This window comes from Altibacter sp. HG106 (assembly GCF_028561755.1).
In the GTDB taxonomy this organism is placed as follows: domain Bacteria; phylum Bacteroidota; class Bacteroidia; order Flavobacteriales; family Flavobacteriaceae; genus DFVG01.
This window is the reverse complement of sequence record NZ_JAQQTD010000008.1, coordinates 1-22,405: the sequence shown is the minus strand read 5'-3', so window position 1 is coordinate 22,405 and position 22,405 is coordinate 1. Positions and strand designations below refer to the sequence as shown.

General features: G+C 44.8%; 7 protein-coding genes. 6 read left to right on the top strand and 1 reads right to left on the bottom strand.

The window, feature by feature from the left end; translation table 11 throughout:
• Positions 1–2 precede the first annotated feature (2 nt).
• The 4 genes from rplL to PO830_RS13245 all read left to right on the top strand — a co-directional run bounded on the left by rplL (position 3) and on the right by PO830_RS13245 (position 9,077).
• Positions 3–380, top strand: coding sequence for a 50S ribosomal protein L7/L12 (gene rplL, locus PO830_RS13260; RefSeq protein ID WP_272854063.1), 378 nt, complete (start codon positions 3–5; stop codon positions 378–380).
• 135 nt (positions 381–515) lie between these two features.
• Positions 516–4,328, top strand: coding sequence for a DNA-directed RNA polymerase subunit beta (rpoB, locus tag PO830_RS13255; protein WP_272854062.1), 3,813 nt, complete (start codon positions 516–518; stop codon positions 4,326–4,328).
• Positions 4,329–4,410: 82 nt separating this feature from the next.
• Entirely contained in the window at positions 4,411–8,709 is a 4,299-nt protein-coding gene (gene rpoC, locus PO830_RS13250) for a DNA-directed RNA polymerase subunit beta' (RefSeq protein WP_272854061.1), read from the top strand.
• A 47-nt stretch (positions 8,710–8,756) separates the two neighbouring features.
• Positions 8,757–9,077: a DUF3467 domain-containing protein gene (locus PO830_RS13245; protein WP_272854060.1), complete on the top strand. Its 321-nt coding sequence runs from the start codon at positions 8,757–8,759 to the stop codon at positions 9,075–9,077.
• Between the two features lie 32 nt (positions 9,078–9,109).
• Here the strand turns inward: PO830_RS13245 and PO830_RS13240 are convergent, their stop codons facing one another.
• Positions 9,110–10,708: a peptide chain release factor 3 gene (locus PO830_RS13240; RefSeq protein WP_272854059.1), complete on the bottom strand. Its 1,599-nt coding sequence runs from the start codon at positions 10,706–10,708 to the stop codon at positions 9,110–9,112.
• 497 nt (positions 10,709–11,205) lie between these two features.
• Between PO830_RS13240 and PO830_RS13235 the strand changes: the two genes are divergently transcribed.
• Positions 11,206–11,709: an Fn3-like domain-containing protein gene (locus PO830_RS13235; protein WP_272854058.1), complete on the top strand. Its 504-nt coding sequence runs from the start codon at positions 11,206–11,208 to the stop codon at positions 11,707–11,709.
• Positions 11,710–11,753: 44 nt separating this feature from the next.
• Positions 11,754–22,405 (top strand): Ig-like domain-containing protein (locus PO830_RS13230; protein WP_272854057.1); only part of this gene is annotated, 10,652 nt, incomplete at its 3' end.

Here is a 22,405-nt window from a genome sequence, read left to right as displayed (position 1 = left end):
AAATGGCAGATTTAAAAGATTTCGCAGAACAATTGGTTAACCTAACAGTAAAAGAAGTTAATGAGTTGGCCGATATCCTAAAAGAAGAATACGGTATTGAGCCCGCTGCTGCAGCTGTTGCTGTTGCTGGTGGTGCTGCCGCTGGTGGAGGTGACGAAGCCGACGAGCAAACCGAATTCGACGTAATCCTTACCGCTCCAGGTGGTTCTAAATTAGCAGTTGTAAAACTTGTGAAAGAATTGACTGGACAAGGTCTTAAGGATGCAAAAGCGCTAGTTGATGGAGCTCCTTCTCCAATTAAAGAAGGTGTTTCTAAAGACGAAGCTGAAGCACTAAAAGCTCAGTTAGAAGAAGCTGGAGCTGAGGTTGAGCTTAAATAAGCCCGGCTAGCCCAAACCTTACGGTTTAGGTCTTTTCTCGAAGCAGATTAGACCTAAACCATTTTGCGTATATAAAGGTTCTATCATTTTCGATGTACGCATTCATAGTTTTTTTAATTAAAATTCCGTCCATAGATGTCAGCAACGCAAACTGAAAGATTGAATTTTTCCTCTGTACAAAACAAGCCGGAGTATCCCGACTTTTTGGACATCCAAGTAAAATCCTTCCAGGATTTTTTCCAGTTGGAAACCAAATCAGAAGAAAGAAGTGATGAAGGGCTCTACAAAACCTTCATGGAGAATTTCCCTATTACTGATACCCGTAACCAATTCGTCTTAGAGTTTTTAGACTATTTTGTTGACCCACCACGCTACTCCATTCAAGAGTGTATCGAACGCGGGTTGACCTACAGCGTGCCCTTAAAGGCTCGTTTAAAATTATACTGTACCGATGAGGAGCATGAAGACTTTGAAACCATCGTACAGGATGTGTACCTAGGAACCATTCCTTACATGACCCAGAGCGGTTCGTTCGTTGTTAACGGAGCCGAACGTGTGGTCGTGTCTCAGTTGCACCGTTCTCCCGGAGTATTCTTCGGACAATCCTTCCACGCCAATGGAACAAAATTATATTCTGCGCGTGTGATCCCATTCAAAGGTTCTTGGATTGAATTCGCAACCGACATCAACAGTGTGATGTACGCGTATATCGATCGTAAAAAGAAGCTTCCGGTAACGACTTTATTCCGTGCTATTGGTTTTGAACGCGATAAAGATATCCTGGAGATCTTTGACCTGGCGGAAGAAATTAAAGCCACTAAAACGGGCTTAAAGCGATACATGGGGCGTAAGCTGGCCGCTCGTGTGTTGAAGACATGGCACGAAGATTTCGTGGATGAAGATACCGGAGAAGTGGTTTCTATTGAGCGTAACGAGATCATCTTAGATCGTGATACCGTGTTGGAAAAAGAACACATCGAAGAAATCTTAGATTCAGGAACCAAAACGATCTTATTACACAAGGAGGATAACCAATTAGCAGACTACGCTATTATCCACAACACCTTGCAAAAGGATCCTACCAACTCCGAAAAAGAAGCGGTAGAACACATTTACCGTCAGTTGCGTAATGCAGAGCCGCCAGATGAAGAGACGGCGCGTGGTATTATCAACAAGTTATTTTTTAGCGACCAACGTTACAAACTTGGTGAAGTAGGTCGGTACCGAATGAACAAAAAATTAGGTCTTGATATCGATATGGATAAGCAAGTGCTTACCAAAGAAGATATCATTACCATCGTAAAATATTTAATTGAGCTGATCAACTCCAAAGCAGAGATCGATGATATCGACCACTTGAGTAACCGTCGTGTGCGTACCGTGGGAGAGCAGTTGTCTTCGCAATTTGGTGTCGGACTGGCCCGTATGGCGCGTACCATTCGCGAGCGTATGAACGTTCGTGATAACGAAGTGTTTACGCCTATCGATCTGATTAACGCCAAGACCTTGTCTTCTGTGATCAATTCGTTCTTCGGAACGAACCAGCTATCGCAGTTCATGGATCAAACCAATCCACTGGCAGAAATTACGCACAAGCGTCGTTTGTCGGCATTAGGGCCTGGAGGTTTATCTCGTGAACGTGCCGGCTTTGAGGTTCGTGACGTTCATTACACGCACTACGGAAGATTGTGTCCGATTGAAACGCCGGAAGGACCTAACATTGGTTTGATTTCTTCGCTTTCCGTTTACGCTAAAGTGAACAATCTCGGATTTATTGAAACCCCGTATCGTAAGGTGGAAGAAGGAAAGATCGATATCAAAAACGAACCGATCTACCTTTCTGCGGAAGAAGAAGAAGAAAAACTCATCGCGCAGGCGAATATTCCATTGAAAAAAGATGGAACTATCGATACCGATCGTGTTATTGCACGTGAGGAGGGCGACTTCCCGGTGGTAGAGCCAACGCAAGTGAATTATGCCGACGTAGCGCCGAACCAGATCGCGTCGATTTCAGCTTCCTTGATTCCTTTCTTGGAACACGATGATGCGAACCGTGCCTTGATGGGAAGTAACATGATGCGTCAGGCGGTACCACTATTGCGAGCGGATTCTCCGATCGTAGGAACCGGCTTGGAACGTCAGGTAGCGTCCGATTCTCGAGTATTGATCAATGCGGAAGGGGATGGAGAAGTAGAGTATGTAGATGCCAATATGATCACCATTAAGTACGACCGTACGGAGGAAGAGCGTATGGTGAGCTTCGACAGTGATAGCAAATCCTACGATTTGATCAAGTTCCGAAAGACAAACCAAAGTACCTCGATCAACCTAAAGCCTATTGTAAGCAAGGGAGATCGCGTAAAAAGAGGTCAGGTGTTATGTCAGGGGTATGCTACGGAAGCCGGGGAACTGGCACTAGGCCGTAACATGAAGGTAGCCTTCATGCCTTGGAAAGGATACAACTTTGAGGATGCGATCGTGATTTCTGAAAAAGTGGTACGTGAAGATATCTTTACGTCTATTCACATCGACGAATACGCGCTTGAAGTACGTGATACCAAACTTGGAAACGAAGAATTGACGAATGATATTCCAAACGTTTCCGAAGAAGCAACCAAAGACCTTGACGAACACGGAATGATTCGTGTGGGGGCCGAAGTAAAGCCTGGAGATATCTTAATTGGTAAGATCACACCGAAAGGAGAAAGTGATCCAACGCCGGAAGAGAAATTACTTCGCGCCATCTTTGGGGACAAAGCGGGAGATGTGAAAGATGCCTCCTTAAAAGCATCCCCATCACTACGCGGCGTCGTAATTGATAAAAAACTCTTTGCGCGTGCGATCAAAGACAAGCGCAAACGAGCAAAAGATAAAGAAGACATTGCAGAGCTTGAATTGAAATACGAAAGTAAATTCGAAGCCCTAAAAGATGTCCTGGTAGAAAAACTGTTTGCTATCATTGGCGGAAAAACAGCACAAGGTGTTACCAACGATTTAGGTGAAGTAGTCTTCCCGAAAGGAAAGAAATACACACTTAAAATGTTGAACGCCGTAGACGACTACACGCACTTAACAGGCGGAACCTGGACGACAGATGACGACTTAAATGCGATGGTAGCCGACTTGATGCACAACTACCGAATTAAAGAAAATGATCTGCAAGGAAACTTGCGCCGTGAGAAATTCACGATTTCTGTTGGAGATGAACTTCCTTCCGGAATCTTGAAACTTGCCAAAGTGTATATCGCCAAAAAGCGTAAGCTAAAAGTAGGAGATAAGATGGCGGGTCGTCACGGTAACAAAGGTATCGTTGCACGTATTGTTCGTGAAGAAGACATGCCGTTCTTGGAGGATGGAACACCAGTAGACATCGTATTGAATCCACTTGGGGTACCTTCTCGTATGAACATCGGTCAGATTTACGAAACGGTACTCGGTTGGGCCGGACAAAAATTAGGACGCAAATTTGCGACGCCAATTTTTGACGGTGCCACTATCGATCAGATCAACGAACTAACAGATGATGCCGGAATTCCACGTTTCGGACACACACACCTCTACGATGGAGGTACCGGAAAACGCTTCGATCAACCTGCCACCGTAGGTGTGATCTACATGCTGAAACTGGGCCACATGGTAGATGATAAGATGCACGCCCGTTCTATCGGACCGTACTCATTGATTACGCAGCAACCATTAGGTGGTAAAGCCCAATTTGGTGGTCAGCGTTTTGGTGAGATGGAGGTTTGGGCACTTGAGGCTTATGGAGCTTCCAGTACCCTGCGTGAAATATTGACGGTTAAATCGGATGACGTGATCGGCCGGGCCAAGACTTACGAGAGTATCGTAAAAGGAGAAGCCATGCCGGAACCCGGATTACCAGAATCTTTCAACGTGTTGATGCACGAATTGAAAGGACTTGGTTTGGATATTCGATTAGAGGAATAAAAGATCCCCCGCGAAAGCGGGGCATCGCATTCCACGAGGCTAGGCCTCACCCGTAACAACATTTAAAGATTTTTACAGCATTATGGCAAGAAATAAAGAAAACACAGTACAGAAATTCAACAAGATTTCTATTGGTTTGGCCTCTCCCGAATCTATTTTGGCAGAATCTCGAGGAGAAGTGTTGAAGCCGGAAACGATCAATTACCGTACGCACAAGCCGGAGCGTGACGGACTTTTCTGTGAACGTATTTTTGGTCCTGTAAAGGATTACGAATGTGCCTGTGGTAAATATAAACGTATCCGCTATAAAGGGATTGTGTGTGACCGATGTGGGGTAGAAGTGACCGAAAAGAAAGTACGTCGCGACCGCGTGGGGCACATTAACTTAGTAGTTCCTGTCGCACATATTTGGTATTTCCGAAGCCTTCCGAATAAAATCGGATACTTATTAGGATTGCCGTCTAAGAAATTAGACATGATCATCTACTACGAACGCTACGTAGTAATTCAGCCGGGGATCGCAAAGAATGAAGAAGGCGAGCCCTTGAACAAAATGGAATTCTTGACGGAAGAAGAATACTTGAACGTACTTGATAGCCTTCCGCAAGAAAACATGTACTTGGAAGATAGCGACCCGAACAAGTTCATCGCGAAGATGGGGGCCGAGTGTTTGATTGAATTGTTGAAGCGAATTGACCTCGATGCCTTATCATTCGAGTTGCGTCACAAAGCCAACAACGAAACGTCGAAACAACGTAAGACAGAAGCCTTGAAGCGTCTTCAAGTAGTGGAAGCTCTTCGTGAAGCGAACAACAATCGGGAGAACAATCCAGAATGGATGATCATGAAAGTGGTTCCTGTAATTCCGCCGGAATTGCGTCCATTGGTACCATTGGATGGGGGTCGATTTGCGACATCCGACTTAAACGACCTGTACCGTCGTGTGATTATTCGTAACAACCGTCTGAAGCGATTGATGGAGATCAAAGCTCCGGAAGTAATCTTGCGTAACGAAAAGCGTATGCTTCAGGAATCGGTAGACTCGTTATTTGATAATACCCGTAAGTCTTCCGCAGTAAAAACCGACAGTAACCGTCCGTTGAAATCACTTTCTGATTCCTTGAAAGGAAAGCAAGGACGTTTCCGTCAGAACCTACTCGGTAAACGTGTGGATTATTCAGCACGTTCAGTAATCGTTGTAGGACCTGAACTAAAATTATACGAATGTGGTCTTCCGAAAGACATGGCCGCAGAGCTGTACAAACCATTTGTGATCCGTAAGCTTATCGAGCGTGGCATCGTGAAAACGGTAAAATCAGCGAAAAAGATTATCGATAAAAAAGAACCGGTAGTTTGGGACATTCTTGAAAATGTACTGAAAGGACACCCTGTATTACTGAACCGTGCTCCAACGTTGCACCGTTTGGGTATTCAGGCCTTCCAGCCCAAGTTAATTGAAGGTAAAGCAATCCAGTTACACCCGTTGGTATGTACGGCATTCAACGCCGACTTTGACGGGGACCAGATGGCGGTACACCTTCCATTAGGACCGGAAGCGATATTGGAAGCACAACTGTTGATGTTGGCGTCGCACAATATCCTAAACCCTGCAAACGGATCACCGGTAGCGGTACCGTCTCAGGATATGGTATTGGGACTGTACTACATGACCAAGTTGCGCAAATCCACTAAAGACCATCAGGTAAAAGGAGAAGGCCTTACGTTCTACTCTTCCGAAGAAGCCATTATCGCCTATAACGAAGAGCGCGTAGACCTGAATGCTGAGATCAAGATTCGCGCAAAAGATTTTAATGAAGAAGGTGAGTTGGTGCCACAATTGATCACCACGACCCTGGGCCGTGTGTTGTTCAACGACTACGTGCCAGAAAATGCCGGGTTCATCAATGAAGTATTGACAAAAAAGTCGCTTCGTGACATCATTGGCGATATTTTGAAAGTAACTTCAGTACCGGAAACTGCGAATTTCCTAGATGAGATCAAAGGCCTTGGATATAAGTTCGCTTTCGAAGGTGGATTGTCCTTCAGCTTAGGGGATATTATTATTCCTTCGGAAAAACAAACCATGATCGATTCTGCCAACGAGCAGGTAGATGGTATTATCGCCAACTATAACATGGGATTGATCACCAACAACGAACGTTACAATCAGGTGATTGATATCTGGACAGCGACGAATGCTGAATTGACCGAATTGTCGATGAAGCGTATTCGCGAAGACCAACAAGGTTTCAACTCGGTGTATATGATGCTTGATTCCGGAGCGCGTGGTTCGAAAGAACAGATTCGTCAGCTTACCGGTATGCGTGGATTGATGGCGAAGCCGAAAAAATCGAACTCCGGTGGAGGAGAAATTATTGAGAACCCGATTCTTTCTAACTTTAAAGAAGGACTCTCCATTCTCGAATACTTTATCTCAACGCACGGTGCGCGTAAGGGTCTTGCCGATACCGCATTGAAAACGGCGGATGCAGGATACCTAACACGTCGATTGGTAGATGTTTCTCAAGATGTGATCATCAACGAGGTAGACTGTGGAACGCTACGCGGAATTGAAGTCTCTGCCTTGAAGAAGAACGAAGAAGTAGTCGAAAAATTAGAAGACCGAATCGTAGGTCGTACCTCTTTGAACGATGTGTACGATCCGCTTACGAAAGATTTATTGGTAAGTGCCGGAGACCATATTACGGAAGCTGTCGCCAAGAGAATTGGTGATTCTGCCGTAGATAGTATTGAAGTGCGATCTGCCTTGACCTGTGAGGCGAAAAAGGGTATTTGTTCGATGTGTTACGGTCGAAACCTGGCTACCAATAAAATGGTGCAGCGAGGAGAGGCCGTTGGAGTTGTTGCCGCGCAATCTATTGGAGAGCCGGGAACACAGTTGACGCTTCGTACGTTCCACGTGGGAGGTATTGCCGGAAACATTTCCGAAGAGAACAAACTGATTTTAAAATACAGTGGTAAGGCCGAGATCGAAGACCTGAAAACTGTAAAGGGAGAAGACGCGGAAGGAAACGCGGTGGATATCGTGATTTCTCGTACGTCGGAAGTGAAGGTGATCGATGAGAAAACCGGAATTACCTTAAGTAATAACAACATTCCTTACGGAGCTACTTTGTTCATCAAAGATGGGCAAAAAGTGAAAGAGGGCGAAGTAGTATGTCAGTGGGATCCTTACAACGGTGTAATTATTTCAGAATTCGCCGGAAAAGTGAAATTTGAAAATATCGAGCAAGGAATTACCTATCAGGTGGAAATTGATGAACAAACGGGTTTCCAGGAGAAAGTAATTTCAGAATCTCGAGATAAGAAGAAAATCCCAACCCTACACATCCTAGGGAAGAAAGACGAAGTGATTCGTTCTTATAACCTTCCGGTGGGGGCTCACTTGATGGTGGAAGATGACGAAAAGATCAAGATCGGTAAGATCTTGGTCAAGATTCCGCGTAAGTCGGCTAAAGCCGGTGATATTACTGGGGGTCTGCCACGAGTAACCGAACTATTTGAAGCGCGTAACCCTTCGAACCCAGCAGTTGTAAGTGAGATCGATGGGGTAGTTTCCTTCGGAAAAATTAAGCGTGGTAACCGTGAAATTATCGTCGAGTCGAAATTAGGCGAGGTGAAGAAGTACTTAGTAAAACTTTCGAATCAGATTTTGGTTCAGGAGAACGACTACGTACGAGCCGGTATGCCGCTTTCTGATGGAGCGATTACACCTACCGATATCCTGAAGATCAAAGGACCTTCAGCGGTACAACAATACCTTGTGAATGAAGTTCAAGAGGTATACCGTTTGCAAGGGGTGAAGATTAATGATAAGCACTTTGAGGTAGTCGTACGTCAAATGATGCGTAAAGTTCAGATCCAGGATCCGGGAGATACTACCTTCTTGGAGAATCAATTGGTGCATAAATATGACTTCATCGAAGAAAATGATAAGCTCTTCGGAATGAAAGTGGTAACAAGCGCAGGTGATTCAGAAACCTTAAAAGAGGGTCAGATCATCACGCCACGTGATCTTCGTGACGAGAATTCTCAGTTACGTCGTTCCGATAAAGCGTTGGTAGAAGCCAGGGATGCGGTAAATGCTACCGCAACTCCAATTCTACAAGGAATTACACGAGCGTCACTTCAAACCAAGTCGTTTATTTCGGCTGCCTCCTTCCAGGAAACTACGAAGGTATTAAACGAGGCTGCAGTAAGCGGTAAGATCGATGAGCTCGAAGGATTGAAAGAGAATGTGATTGTGGGTCATAAGATTCCTGCCGGAACCGGAATGCGTGATTACGATACAATTATCGTAGGAAGCAAGGAGGAGCTGGAAGAAATGACGCGCGAAAAGCAAGAAGTAAATTATAACTAATCGATAGTTGCGCTCCTAAGGGAGCGCAACTTTTTTAATTTGATAGTATGGCAGAGGATTCTAAAAAGAAACAGAAACAAGGACAGATTAATATTGAACTAGGAGAGGCGATTGCGCAAGGCCAATACAGCAACCTGGCGATCATAAATCATTCACAATCTGAGTTCGTTGTTGATTTTGTCAACATCATGCCCGGAGTGCCGAAAAGCCAAGTGAAGTCCAGAATCATCTTGACGCCACAGCATGCCAAACGCTTTTTAAAGGCGCTACACGATAATGTGCAACGGTTTGAAAGCGCACATGGAGAGATTAAAGATTATCAGCAACCTCCCATCCCCATTAATTTTGGACCTACGGGAGAAGCGTAGAAAAAAGAAACCCGCCAGTTAGGCGGGTTTTTTTATGATACGGACTCAAATTCACTAACAAAGTGAAAGTGAATGTTCGGATATTTTTGCTGTGTCATTTGCAGCGTAAAAGCGCTGTCGGCCAGAAAAACTAACTGTCCGCGTTTGTCCTTCGCTAAATATTTTGCTTTCACTCGTTTGAAATCAGCGAATTCTTCGCTCTTAGAGTCTTTTGGATCTACCCAACAGGCTTTATGGACATTGAGTGCTTCATACGAGCACTTTGCGCCATACTCGTGTTCGAGTCGGTACTGAATTACTTCAAACTGCAAGGCTCCCACAGTACCAATTACCTTACGCCCGTTTAGCTCTAGAATAAATAATTGGGCCACTCCTTCATCCATTAATTGATCGATGCCCTTTTCAAGCTGCTTGCTTTTCATTGGGTCGGCATTGTTGATGTACTTAAAGTGTTCTGGAGAAAAGCTAGGGATGCCTTTATACATCATTTCTTCGCCTTCGGTGAGTGTATCTCCGATTTTAAAATTTCCCGTATCATGCAGTCCCACAATATCTCCTGCGTACGAAATATCCACGATCTCTTTCTTTTCCGCAAAGAAGGCATTAGGAGAAGAGAATTTCAGCTTTTTATTGTGACGTACGTGTAAATAAGGTGTGTTACGCTCGAAGGTACCTGAAACGATCTTGACGAAGGCCAATCGGTCCCGATGCCTGGGATCCATGTTCGCGTGGATCTTAAAGACAAAGCCAGTGAAGTCCTGCTCGTCGGGTCGTACCACGCGAGTGTCGCTTTCTTTAGGACGGGGTGCAGGAGCAATGTCAATAAAGCAATCCAGCAATTCTCGAACCCCAAAGTTGTTCAAGGCTGAGCCAAAAAAGACAGGTTGTAGCTCGGCTTTAAGGTATTCTTCTCGGTTAAAGTCGGGGTACACCTCGGTAACGATCTCAAGCTCTTCCCGTAAGGTTTCCGCTGCCTTGCTTCCCACGAGGTCATCAAGTTCTGGGTTTTGAAGGTCTTCAATTTTAATGGTTTCTTCGATCTGCTTTCGCTTGGTGCCACTAAAAAGATTGACATTCTTTTCCCAAAGATTGTAAATGCCTTTAAAATCGTATCCCATTCCAATTGGAAAACTTAAGGGAGTAACGGTAAGGTTAAGTTTTTGTTCAATTTCATCCAAAAGATCGAAGGCATCTTTCCCTTCACGGTCTAATTTGTTGATAAATACGATAATCGGAATTTTCCGCATTCGGCAAACCTCTACAAGTTTCTCGGTTTGTGCCTCGACCCCTTTGGCAACGTCAATCACCACGATGACGCTATCTACAGCCGTCAAGGTTCTAAACGTATCTTCGGCGAAGTCTTTGTGCCCCGGAGTGTCTAAAATGTTTATTTTGATGTCTTTGTATTCAAACGCTAAGACAGAAGTTGCCACGGAAATACCACGTTGCCGCTCAATTTCCATAAAGTCGGATGTAGCCCCTTTCTTGATTTTATTGCTTTTCACAGCGCCCGCTTCTTGAATAGCACCCCCAAATAGTAGTAATTTTTCAGTAAGGGTTGTTTTCCCGGCATCGGGGTGCGAAATAATTCCGAAGGTTTTTCTGCGTTGAATCTCTTTTTTTAGCGACATGGTAGTTTAAAATCTTTGGACAAAGATACGGCTCGTGACGAAGCTCTGAAACAAATTTTATCAAAAGTATGGTGCTGAAGCCCTTACTGATAGTAAGTATTTCCCTTACTTTTAAAATGGAATAAACTTCCTACAATTTATGAGAATATTTGAAGGAATTTTCTGCCGGGTCAGCGGTCATTTACGATCGGTATTATCGCCATTGGGAACCTCGTAAATTAAAAATCATTCCCACAAGCATAACCATTGTCAAGCCTTTAAAATTAACGCTATACGTGTTTATACGTATTCTAAATTCCTACAAAAAATAGCGTTTATTTCCGTTAAATCGTGTAGTTCAACGAATATTTATCACAGTTCAACTAATAGTTGGGTTTTTGTAAATCTTTAACAATTGTTCCTACGTATCTTTGGGTAAAACAACGGGAGATTTCCCTTGTGAAAGACAAAAAATGCAGTTGGGGCATTTTCAATTATTTACGACAAAAAAGCACGATATGTACACAACCCTTATACGTATGTTGAAGCCATATACTATTGCGGTAATTTTTCTCTTCCTCCTGATAGGAAGTTCTAGCGTTTATGCGCAAAATTGTTCGAGCACACTCACAGTTGAAAAGAATAGAGACACGCGCTCGGCCGATGAGGACGGAGCTCACTTTTGGGTAGTGTTAACGAACACTTCTTCCAGTACAGCAACCTACACCCTTTCCACAGAGTTTGCTACGGAATACTGCGGCAATGACACGCGAAGAAGTAGTCGACCAAACGTAACCCTGGATGTTGCTTTCAAGGAATCTGCGCAACGAGCAATGTCTGAAAATACCGTTACGCTCAAAGCGAATGCGACGCACCGATTTTTAGTGCAGGCTACGGCGCCGCAAGGTACACCGTATAATGTTTGGAGCTGCATTCAAGTAAAGGCCACTCCGCAAGGATGCCGAAACTCTTCTGCCACAGCATTGCTTAAAGTATTTGTTCCTGATCCTTCAGAAGGATAAAAGATATATAGATAAAAAATAGGTTTTAACCTAAAACATATTTTATGAAACGATTTTTACTTAACCAAACCATATTAAAAGAACGATTTTTCCAGGCGCTGATCGCCATGGCGTTTCTTTTCTCAGCGAATACACTTTTCGCGCAAGAGGTTGTTATCAATCGAACGGTAACTGAAGATCCAACCACTTGTAACCAGTTTGATGTTACCTTGGAACTAATTGGTAATCCACCTACCGTACCTTCTGAAGTGGTTCTGATTATCGACCGTTCAGGAAGTATGGACGATGGTCCGTTTCCGGAGCCTATCGACTATGCGAAGGATGCTGCGATCGAGTTCGTTCAAAATCTCTTCGATAACAACCCAACCGGATTGAACCGGGTGGCGATCGTGAGTTATGCGGAAAGCTCTACTTTAAACATCGGACTCACGGGAAGCTCAGGCGAGCAGGCGGTTATCAATGCGATCAATGCCATCACCACGGGAGGAAATACCAATATTCAAAGTGGTTTGGTGCGTGCAGATAATGAATTAATACACAACGGTACTTTTGACTGTAATACCAACAGAAGTATCGTTTTACTTACAGATGGGGTTGCCAACCGAGACAATAGCGGAAATGCTTGTAGTAATACAGGTAGCGGAACAATTTGTCAACAAAATGCAATCCAAGCAGGTATCAATGCACAAACAACGACAGTTGGCGGAGTAACCTATACACAAAGTATTTTTAGTGTAGGATTGTTTGGTGCGATTAGTGGTCAGCAGCAAACAGTGGCTACGAACACTATCGACCAAATTCAAAATTCGGGATTATTTACTACGGAAACAGGTGCAGACCTTTCTGGAATTTACAATACGATATTAGGACAGTTGGCCAATGCCGCGACCCAGATTCCTGGGGAAGCATTAGTAACCAATACCTTGGCTTCTGGATTTGTCTACGTACCCGGCTCATTAAATGCCAGCAAGGGTAATGCCTCTTTTAGCGGCGACCTTCTTTCTTGGTTTGTCGAGCAACTAAAGGATGAGACCATAACGTTAACGTATACCATTCAAGCGCCACCGCCAGATGCGTGTGGTATTCAAGATTCTGGATTTGCACGGGTGCGCTATCAAGATTCAGATTGTCAAATTCAGGAAATACCGTTCAACAATCCTGAAATATGTGTGCCTTGTCCTGAATTGGACGCTGAAATTTCACGCGTCGATTGTGATGACAGTATTGCATACGGAGTAACGGTTGATCAGGTGGGCTGTGTGTCCAATAGTGATGATTACTCTTGGGAATTCTTTCTGAATGATGTCTTGGTAGGAACTTCAAATCAGGCATCCGGAACCTTCAATTATACAGGAAGTCAGGATTTCACTGGAGATTTCCGCGCTGAACTGGCTTATGACGGCACCTATGGTGCGGGATGTGCGCTTCCTACCGAAACTGCGACTGAGACGCTTCACTTACCAGATTTGATTAGCGTTACGACACAAAAAGAAAATGCAACTACGAGTCAGGGTTGTGCCGATGGGACGGCAACAGCTTCTGCTAGTGGCGGAACCGGTAGTTTCTCTTACTTATGGAGTCCGGGTGGGCAAACTACGCCTACTATTTCGGGACTTTCCGAAGGAACTTACACGGTAACCGTTACCGATAATAACACAGGTTGTTTTAAGAAAGAAACAGTAGAAATCACCTGTTTTGACGATGAGTGGTTATTTGACTGTGAAACCGGTATGGAGGTAGATCTATATGGGTACAATGCAAATTGCCAAACGTCTTCCACCGTAAACATTCCAAATCCAGGAACTGTTTACCAATATGTGGTTGAAATTATCTACGATAATAACAATCCAGGACCAACCATTCAGATCGAGGATGATATGGGGAACCCATATACCTTAGACAGAAATCTGGTAACAGGATCTTCAAACGAATGGTACTACCGCGGACTTATCAATGGAAGTACGAGCTTCGTAACCTATACCAATAATATTAAGGAATGTAATCTACAATCTATCGTAGTACACGCTTTCCGAAATACGACGGATGCTTCTGCTTCCGCAGGAAAATTTGTAGATCTACAAGGTAACAACACTATTGAAGTATTCTCTCTTGACATTCCTACCGATGACGGGCCAAGAGACATGACGGTTGAAGTGCCACTTTCGGAATTAACAAATGACGGACGCTATGTATTGGTGCGCGCTGAAGCTGGAGGCGTAAGCGAACAAGTTATCCTTTATGGAGCTGATGGCTCACTTCCAGGCGGAGATTGCTGTTTGGCAATTCCAGAATTATCACTGGTTAATGTACCGGGTACCGCCAATCAGGTAACGATTACCGTCGACAGCAGAAATGGTCAGAACGGTCAAACCGTAAACGGACAATCTTGGATCGTTTCAGGCGGAGTAACGGTTACTGCCAACTGTTTTGAATGTGATTTAGCGATTGCATCGGTGGTTCCTCAAGATGCCTTATGTGCTGGGGAAGCTTCCGGATCTATTGATGTAACGATTAGTGGCGGAACAGCGCCATTCACCTTCAATTGGAGTAATGGAGCGACCACAGAAGATATAACCGACATTCCAGCCGGAACCTACAGCGTGACGGTAACGGATGCCAACAATTGTGAAGTTGTACAGAACAACATTTCCGTTGGAGAACCAGAACCCATAAGTATTATTATTACCAAACAAAATGCAACGCTTTCAGGACTATGTGTGAATGGACAAGCTACCGCCAATCCCTCAGGAGGTACAGAGCCTTATACGTATCAATGGAGTGCTAGCGCCGGAAGTCAGACCACGGCAACCGCTACAGGATTACCAGTAGGAACACATACCGTGACCGTAACAGATGCGAACGGATGTATGCTGGAACAAAGTGTTGCGATCGACTGTTTCAACGATTGTGATGCCGTAATCAGTGTTGATGATGTGACCGATGTGCTATGTACCGGAGACGAAACAGGAAGTGCTACCGTTAGCGCAAGTTCTGTAGCTAATCCTGGTGCAACCTTTACCTTCACCTGGAACACGCTACCACCTCAAATTGATGCTGGAGTAACTTCGAGCACCATTACGGGTCTGGAAGCAGGGGTGTATACGGTAAGCGTAACCATTGACGGAACCTTATGTCTTCCAGTAGAACAAAGTATTACGATTACCGAGCCGGCCAATGCTCTTAATGTAACGGCTACGGCTACAGACGAAAGTGGACCTTCCACAGGTGATGGTACCGCCACGGCCAATCCAAGCGGTGGAACTCCGCCTTACACTTATTCTTGGACTCCCACTGGAGAGATCACGCAAACGATTACAGGATTAAGTGCAGGCACTTATACCGTCACCGTAACTGATGCGAACGGATGTACGGCTTCTGATGATGCTGTTGTGAATCCTGGAACGTGTCGAAATCTTTCTGTACAAGCCAATACCACGCCTGCAACTTGTTTTGGAGATGCAGACGGTACCGCTACGGCGAATGTGACTGGTGGTTCGGGTGACTTCAGTTATTCTTGGTCGCCAACCGGGGAAACCACTCAGACAATTACAGGTCTAACGGCAGGTACGTATCAGGTAACCGTGACCGATAATGTTACGTTGTGTACAGCTACCGCTACCGCTACGGTGAATGAGCCAAATGCCTTAAGTTCAGGTATTGCCGTGAATAACGTACCGTGTTTTGGAGATAGCACCGGATCCTTAGATCTTACCGTCTCCGGAGGTACTTCTCCGTATTCCTTCTTGTGGAGTAATGGAGCGACGACTGAAGATTTAAGCGGAATTCCTGCTGGAACATACTCTGTGACGATTACAGATGTGAATGGTTGTACGTTAACAGATAGCGCTACCGTACAACAACCAGATGCTGCCTTATCCTTAGCGATTACATCTCAAACCGACGTGCTTTGTGGAGTGCCTGGTAGTATAACCGTGGAAGCTACAGGAGGAACACCACCGTATCTTTATGCGTTAGACGGTGGAACCCCACAGGCTTCAGGAACGTTTACGGATCTAACGGAAGGTACCTATACCATTACCGTGGTTGATGGTAACGCGTGTAACGATTCAGTAACCGTAACCATTCTTGCAAACTGTACGGATGCGATAGATGATATTAATAATACCTTTACCAACGTTGCTGTTGACGGAAATGTATTGACCAACGATATTGATTTTGAGGGTGATACGCAAACAGTAACGACAACAACAGTAACTACTGCGCAAGGAGTAACTGTAACGATCGATCCAACGACAGGTGCGTATACCTATACACCACCAACAAGTTATCAAGGATCAGATTCTTTTGAATACACAATTGTAGACGACGGAAATCCACAAGCTACCGATACAGCGACTGTATACATTGAAGTTATTCCGCCAAGCGGACCTCAAAATGAGCCGCCGGTTGCGAATGCCGACACCAATACTACGGAAGTGGATACTCCGGTAGCCGGAAACGTCTTAGTAAACGATTTCGATCCGGATGCGGATACTATTACAGTAACCACAACATCGGTAACCACCGCTCAAGGTGTTACCGTGAGCATCGATCCTACTACAGGGGTGTACACCTACACGCCTCCCGCGGGATATACAGGTATTGATACCTTTGAATACACCATTTGTGATGATGGAACACCATCTTTATGTGATACGGCTGTTGTAACGATCACCATTTATGAAGATGACCGTAATATAACGGTGGCGAATGACGATGCTTACAATACGTTGCCTGATGTTGCCGTAACTGGAAATGTGCTGGATAATGATTCAGATCCAGAGGGAGACAATCAAACAGTAGATACTGCTGTATCTCCAGTAAGCGGGCCAAGTAATGGTACGTTGGTGATAAATCCTGATGGTTCCTTTACCTACACTCCGAATGCAGGATACGCAGGAACTGATTCTTTTGTATATGAAGTAGTTGATGACAATGTAGATCCGGCTAGAGATCGAGCTACTGTATACATCACGGTAGGCGGAATTTCAAACACGACAGATGCTATTGATGATATCAATAATACCTTTGTGAACATTCCGGTCAACGGTAACGTGTTAACCAATGATGTTGACTTCGAAGGAGATACACAAACGGTAACTACGACAACCGTAACAACTGTTCAGGGAGTAACGGTAACAATCGATGCCACAACAGGCGCCTATACCTATACGCCTCCAACAGATTATGTGGGAGAAGATTCTTTCCAATATACCATTGTTGATGATGGTAACCCACAAGCTACCGATACCGCTACGGTTTATATTGAAGTGGAGCAACTAGGAGATCCGGGGAATGATCCCCCGATCGCCAATGCCGATACCAATACTACCGAAGTGGATACTCCGGTAACGGGTAACGTGCTTGTAAACGACTTTGATCCTGATTTCGATCCTATTACCGTATCGACTCCAACGGTAACTACCACTCAAGGAGTAACGGTTTCGATCGATCCTACCACAGGGGTGTACACCTACACACCGCCGGCAGGCTACGTGGGTGTTGATACCTTTGAATATACTATTTGTGATGATGGAACACCTTCACTTTGTGATACGGCTGTTGTAACCATTACTATTCGCGATGACAATCAAAATATTACTGTGGCTAATGATGATGCGTATTTCGCCTACATCAATAACCCGGTGACCGGAAACGTACTTGACAATGATTTCGATCCTGAAGGAAACGACCAACAGGTAGATACTGCAATTACCCCGGTGAGTGGTCCTGGAAATGGTACACTTGTCATCAATGCAGATGGTTCGTTCACATACACACCGAATACCGACTATGTAGGTCCGGATTCTTTCGTGTATGAAATTTTTGATAATGGAGATCCAGTTGCTAGAGACAGAGCTACTGTGGTGCTAACTATTGGATTGGAGGGGAATACCACCAATGCTCGAAATGATATTAATGATACGTTTGTAAATATTCCGATAAGCGGAAATGTTCTGACCAATGATATAGATGCTGAAGGAGATACACAAACGGTAACTACAACAACGGTAACTTCCGTTCAAGGAGTAGTAGTTACGATCAGTCCAGACGGAAACTATACCTATACACCACCTACAGATTATGTGGGTGAAGATTCTTTCGAATATGCCATCGAAGATGACGGTAATCCGCTAGCAACCGATACCGCAACAGTCTTTATCGAAATCTTCCCAGTAGGTGATCCTGATAATGATCCTCCGGTAGCCAATGCCGATACTAACACTACGGAAGTGGACACTCCGGTAACAGGCAATGTGCTTGTAAATGATTATGATCCAGACGGTGACCCAATCACTGTGACAACAACTACAGTAACAACTGCGGAAGGGGTAACCGTAACAATCGATCCGACAACGGGTATCTATACGTACACACCTCCGGTGGGATACATCGGTAAGGACACCTTCATGTACACAATTTGTGATAACGGAACGCCTGCGTTGTGTGATACTGCCATGGTAACCATCACTATTGTGGATGATGTAGCCAATATTACCGTAGCGAATGATGATTCTTACTTCGGATTCCCTGGAAATGATATTACTGGTAATGTACTGGACAATGATAGCGATCCTGAAGGAGATACCCAGCAGGTTGATACGGCAATCACTCCGGTAAGTGGACCAACTAACGGTACGCTCACGATTAATGCTGATGGTACGTTCACCTATACACCAAATGCTGGTTTCCTAGGAACGGATCAATTCGTGTATGAAATTTTTGATGATGGTTCTCCAGTCGCAAGAGCTAGAGCTACTGTGTACTTGACCGTTCAAGACCCAGGAAACGACATCCTAGCGGTTGATGATATCAACGATACCTATGTAAACCTTCCGGTAAGCGGAAGCGTTGCGACCAATGACGAGAACCCAGATGGACCGGCAGGTTCAGAAGTGTTCACACTCGTAAATGGTCCAACTAACGGTACCTTGACCTTCAATCCTGATGGAACCTACACCTATACTCCGAATACCGACTATGAAGGAGAAGATACCTTTGAGTATCAGATCTGTGATGGTGGTACTCCTGTAGCTTGTGATACGGCGATCGTTTATATCGAAGTATTGCCAGTAGGTGGTCCTGATAACGAACCACCAGTAGCCAATGCCGATACGAACACTACGGAAGTTGATACTCCTGTAAATGGAAACGTACTGGTAAACGATTTTGATCCTGATGGAGATACAATCACGGTAACAGACAATACCGATCCAACCAATGGTACGGTAGTGGTGAACCCTGACGGAAGCTATACCTATACTCCGAACCCAGGTTTTGAAGGAGAAGACACCTTTGACTATACGATCTGTGACAATGGAACTCCTGCGCTGTGTGATACGGCTACGGTTACCATCCAGGTGATCCCGAACAACGGAAACATCACAGTGGCCAACGATGACGCTTACAATGGCTTTATCGGAATGGACATCACAGGAAACGTGCTTGATAACGACAATGATCCTGAAGGAGACGATCAGCAAGTTGATACTGCGATCACTCCGGTAAGTGGACCAAGCAATGGTACCTTAACGATCAATGCTGATGGTACGTTCACCTATACTCCGAATGCTGGATTCTTCGGAACCGATCAGTTTGTATACGAGATCTTCGATAATGGAACCCCTGAGGCGAGAGATCAAGCGACGGTATACCTAACGGTTGGTGACCCAGGAAACGACATCCTAGCGGTTGATGATATCAATGATACCTATGTAAACCTTCCGGTAAGCGGAAGCGTTGCGACCAATGACGAGAACCCAGATGGACCGGCAGGTTCAGAAGTGTTCACACTCGTAAATGGTCCAACTAACGGTACCTTGACCTTCAATCCTGATGGAACCTACACCTATACTCCGAATACCGACTATGAAGGAGAAGATACCTTTGAGTATCAGATCTGTGATGGTGGTACTCCTGTAGCTTGTGATACGGCGATCGTTTATATCGAAGTATTGCCAGTAGGTGGTCCTGATAACGAACCACCAGTAGCCAATGCCGATACGAACACTACGGAAGTTGATACTCCTGTAAATGGAAACGTACTGGTAAACGATTTTGATCCTGATGGAGATACAATCACGGTAACAGACAATACCGATCCAACCAATGGTACGGTAGTGGTGAACCCTGACGGAAGCTATACCTATACTCCGAACCCAGGTTTTGAAGGAGAAGACACCTTTGACTATACGATCTGTGACAATGGTACTCCTGCGCTGTGTGATACGGCTACGGTAACCATCCAGGTGATCCCGAACAACGGAAACATCACTGTTGCCAACGATGATGCCTACAACGGCTTTATCGGCAATGACATCACAGGAAACGTGCTTGATAACGACAATGATCCTGAAGGAGACACCCAGCAAGTTGATACTGCGATCACTCCGGTAAGTGGACCAATTAATGGTACATTAACCATCAATGCAGACGGTACGTTCACCTATACTCCGAATGCTGGATTCTTCGGAACCGATCAGTTTGTATACGAGATCTTCGATAACGGAACCCCTGAGGCGAGAGATCAAGCGACGGTATATCTAACGGTTGGTGATCCAGGAAACGACATCCTAGCGGTTGATGATATCAATGATACCTTTGTTAATTTACCCGTAAGTGGTGATGTAGGTACCAATGACGATAATAACGACGGTCCACTAGGAACGGAAGTATTTACTTTAGTTAATGGTCCAAGTAACGGTACCTTGACCTTCAATCCTGATGGAACGTATACTTATATTCCGAATACCGACTTTGTAGGGGAGGATACTTTCGAGTATCAAATCTGTGACGGCGGTACTCCGATCGCCTGTGATACGGCAATCGTTACCATAGAGGTAGTAGATGATCCAATCTTAGAGAATGATCCACCAATTGCCAATAACGATACGAATGTTACAGAGACGGACGTACCTGTATCAGGAAATGTATTGGTGAACGATTACGATCTGGATGGTGATCCAATCGTGGTGACTTCAAATACGAATCCAACCAACGGTACGGTAGTGGTGAACCCCGACGGTAGTTACACCTATACTCCAAACCCAGGCTTTGAAGGTGAAGATACGTTTGAGTATACAATCTGTGATAACGCAACTCCAGCTTTATGTGATACGGCGACCGTTACGATCTATGTGATTCCTAACAGCGGAAACATTACCGTAGCCAATGACGATTCCTATTATGGTGAAATTGATACTCCGATTACCGGTAATGTACTTGATAACGATTCCGATCCGGAAGGAGACAACCAATCTGTAGATGTTGCGATTACTCCGGTAAGCGGACCAACCAATGGTACGGTAACTATCAATACTGATGGAAGCTTTACCTATACTCCAAATGCTGGATTTACAGGAAACGATCAGTTTGTATATGCCATCGAAGACGATAATGCTGCAGGAAGTGCCACAGATCAAGCCACTGTATATATCTTGGTGGAACAAACTCCGGCACCTGCTATCGCAATAGTCAAAACCGGCGTCTTTAATGACGAAAACGGCGATAATTGTACAGATGCTGATGAAACCATTACCTATACATTTACAGTAACCAATGAAGGAAACGTGCCACTAAGTAACGTAACCGTTACCGATCCAATGATCGCAACGATTACCGGACCTACTGGTGACGACAATGGAAACGGATTGTTAGATATTACCGAAACCTGGGAATACACCGGAAGCTATACCATTACACAAGATGATATTGACAACGGTCAAGTAGAGAACCAGGCTACAGCCGAAGGTACCGATCCTGACGGAACGGTAGTAGATGACCTTTCCGATGACGAAGTAGTTACGGAAGACGATCCAACAGTTACCACACTATGTCAAGAGCCATTGATCGCGATTGTGAAAGTAGGAACGTTCAATGATGAGAACGGTGATGGATGTACAGATGTTGACGAGACCATCGGATATGTATTCACAGTGACGAACGAAGGAAATGTTTCCTTGAGTGACGTTGCGGTGACCGACCCAATGATCGCTACGATCACCGGACCAGCCGGAGATGATAATGGTGACGGAATCTTGGATGTTACTGAAACCTGGGAATACACCGGAAGCTATACAATCACACAGGCAGATATTGACGCTGGCGAGGTAGAAAACCAAGCAACAGCAGTAGGTACTGCTCCTGATGGAACGGTAGTAGACGATCTTTCAGACGAATCTGAAGTAACAGGAGACGATCCAACCGTTACTACGCTATGTCAAGAGCCATTGATCGCCATTGTAAAAGTGGGAACGTTCAATGATGAGAACGGTGATGGTTGTACAGATGTTGACGAGACCATCGGATATGTATTCACAGTGACGAACGAAGGAAATGTTTCCTTGAGTAACGTTGCGGTAACCGACCCAATGATCGCTACGATCACTGGACCAACCGGAGATACCGATGGCGATGGGGAACTAGATGTTACAGAGACTTGGGAATACACCGGAAGCTATACCGTCACACAGGATGATATTGATGCCGGTGAGGTAGAGAACCAAGCCACAGCGGTAGGTACTGCACCTGATGGAACAGTAGTAGATGATCTTTCAGACGAGTCAGAAGTAACAGGAGACGATCCAACCGTTACTACGCTATGTCAAGAGCCATTGATCGCGATTGTGAAAGTAGGAACGTTCAATGATGAGAACGGTGATGGATGTACAGATGTTGACGAGACCATCGGATATGT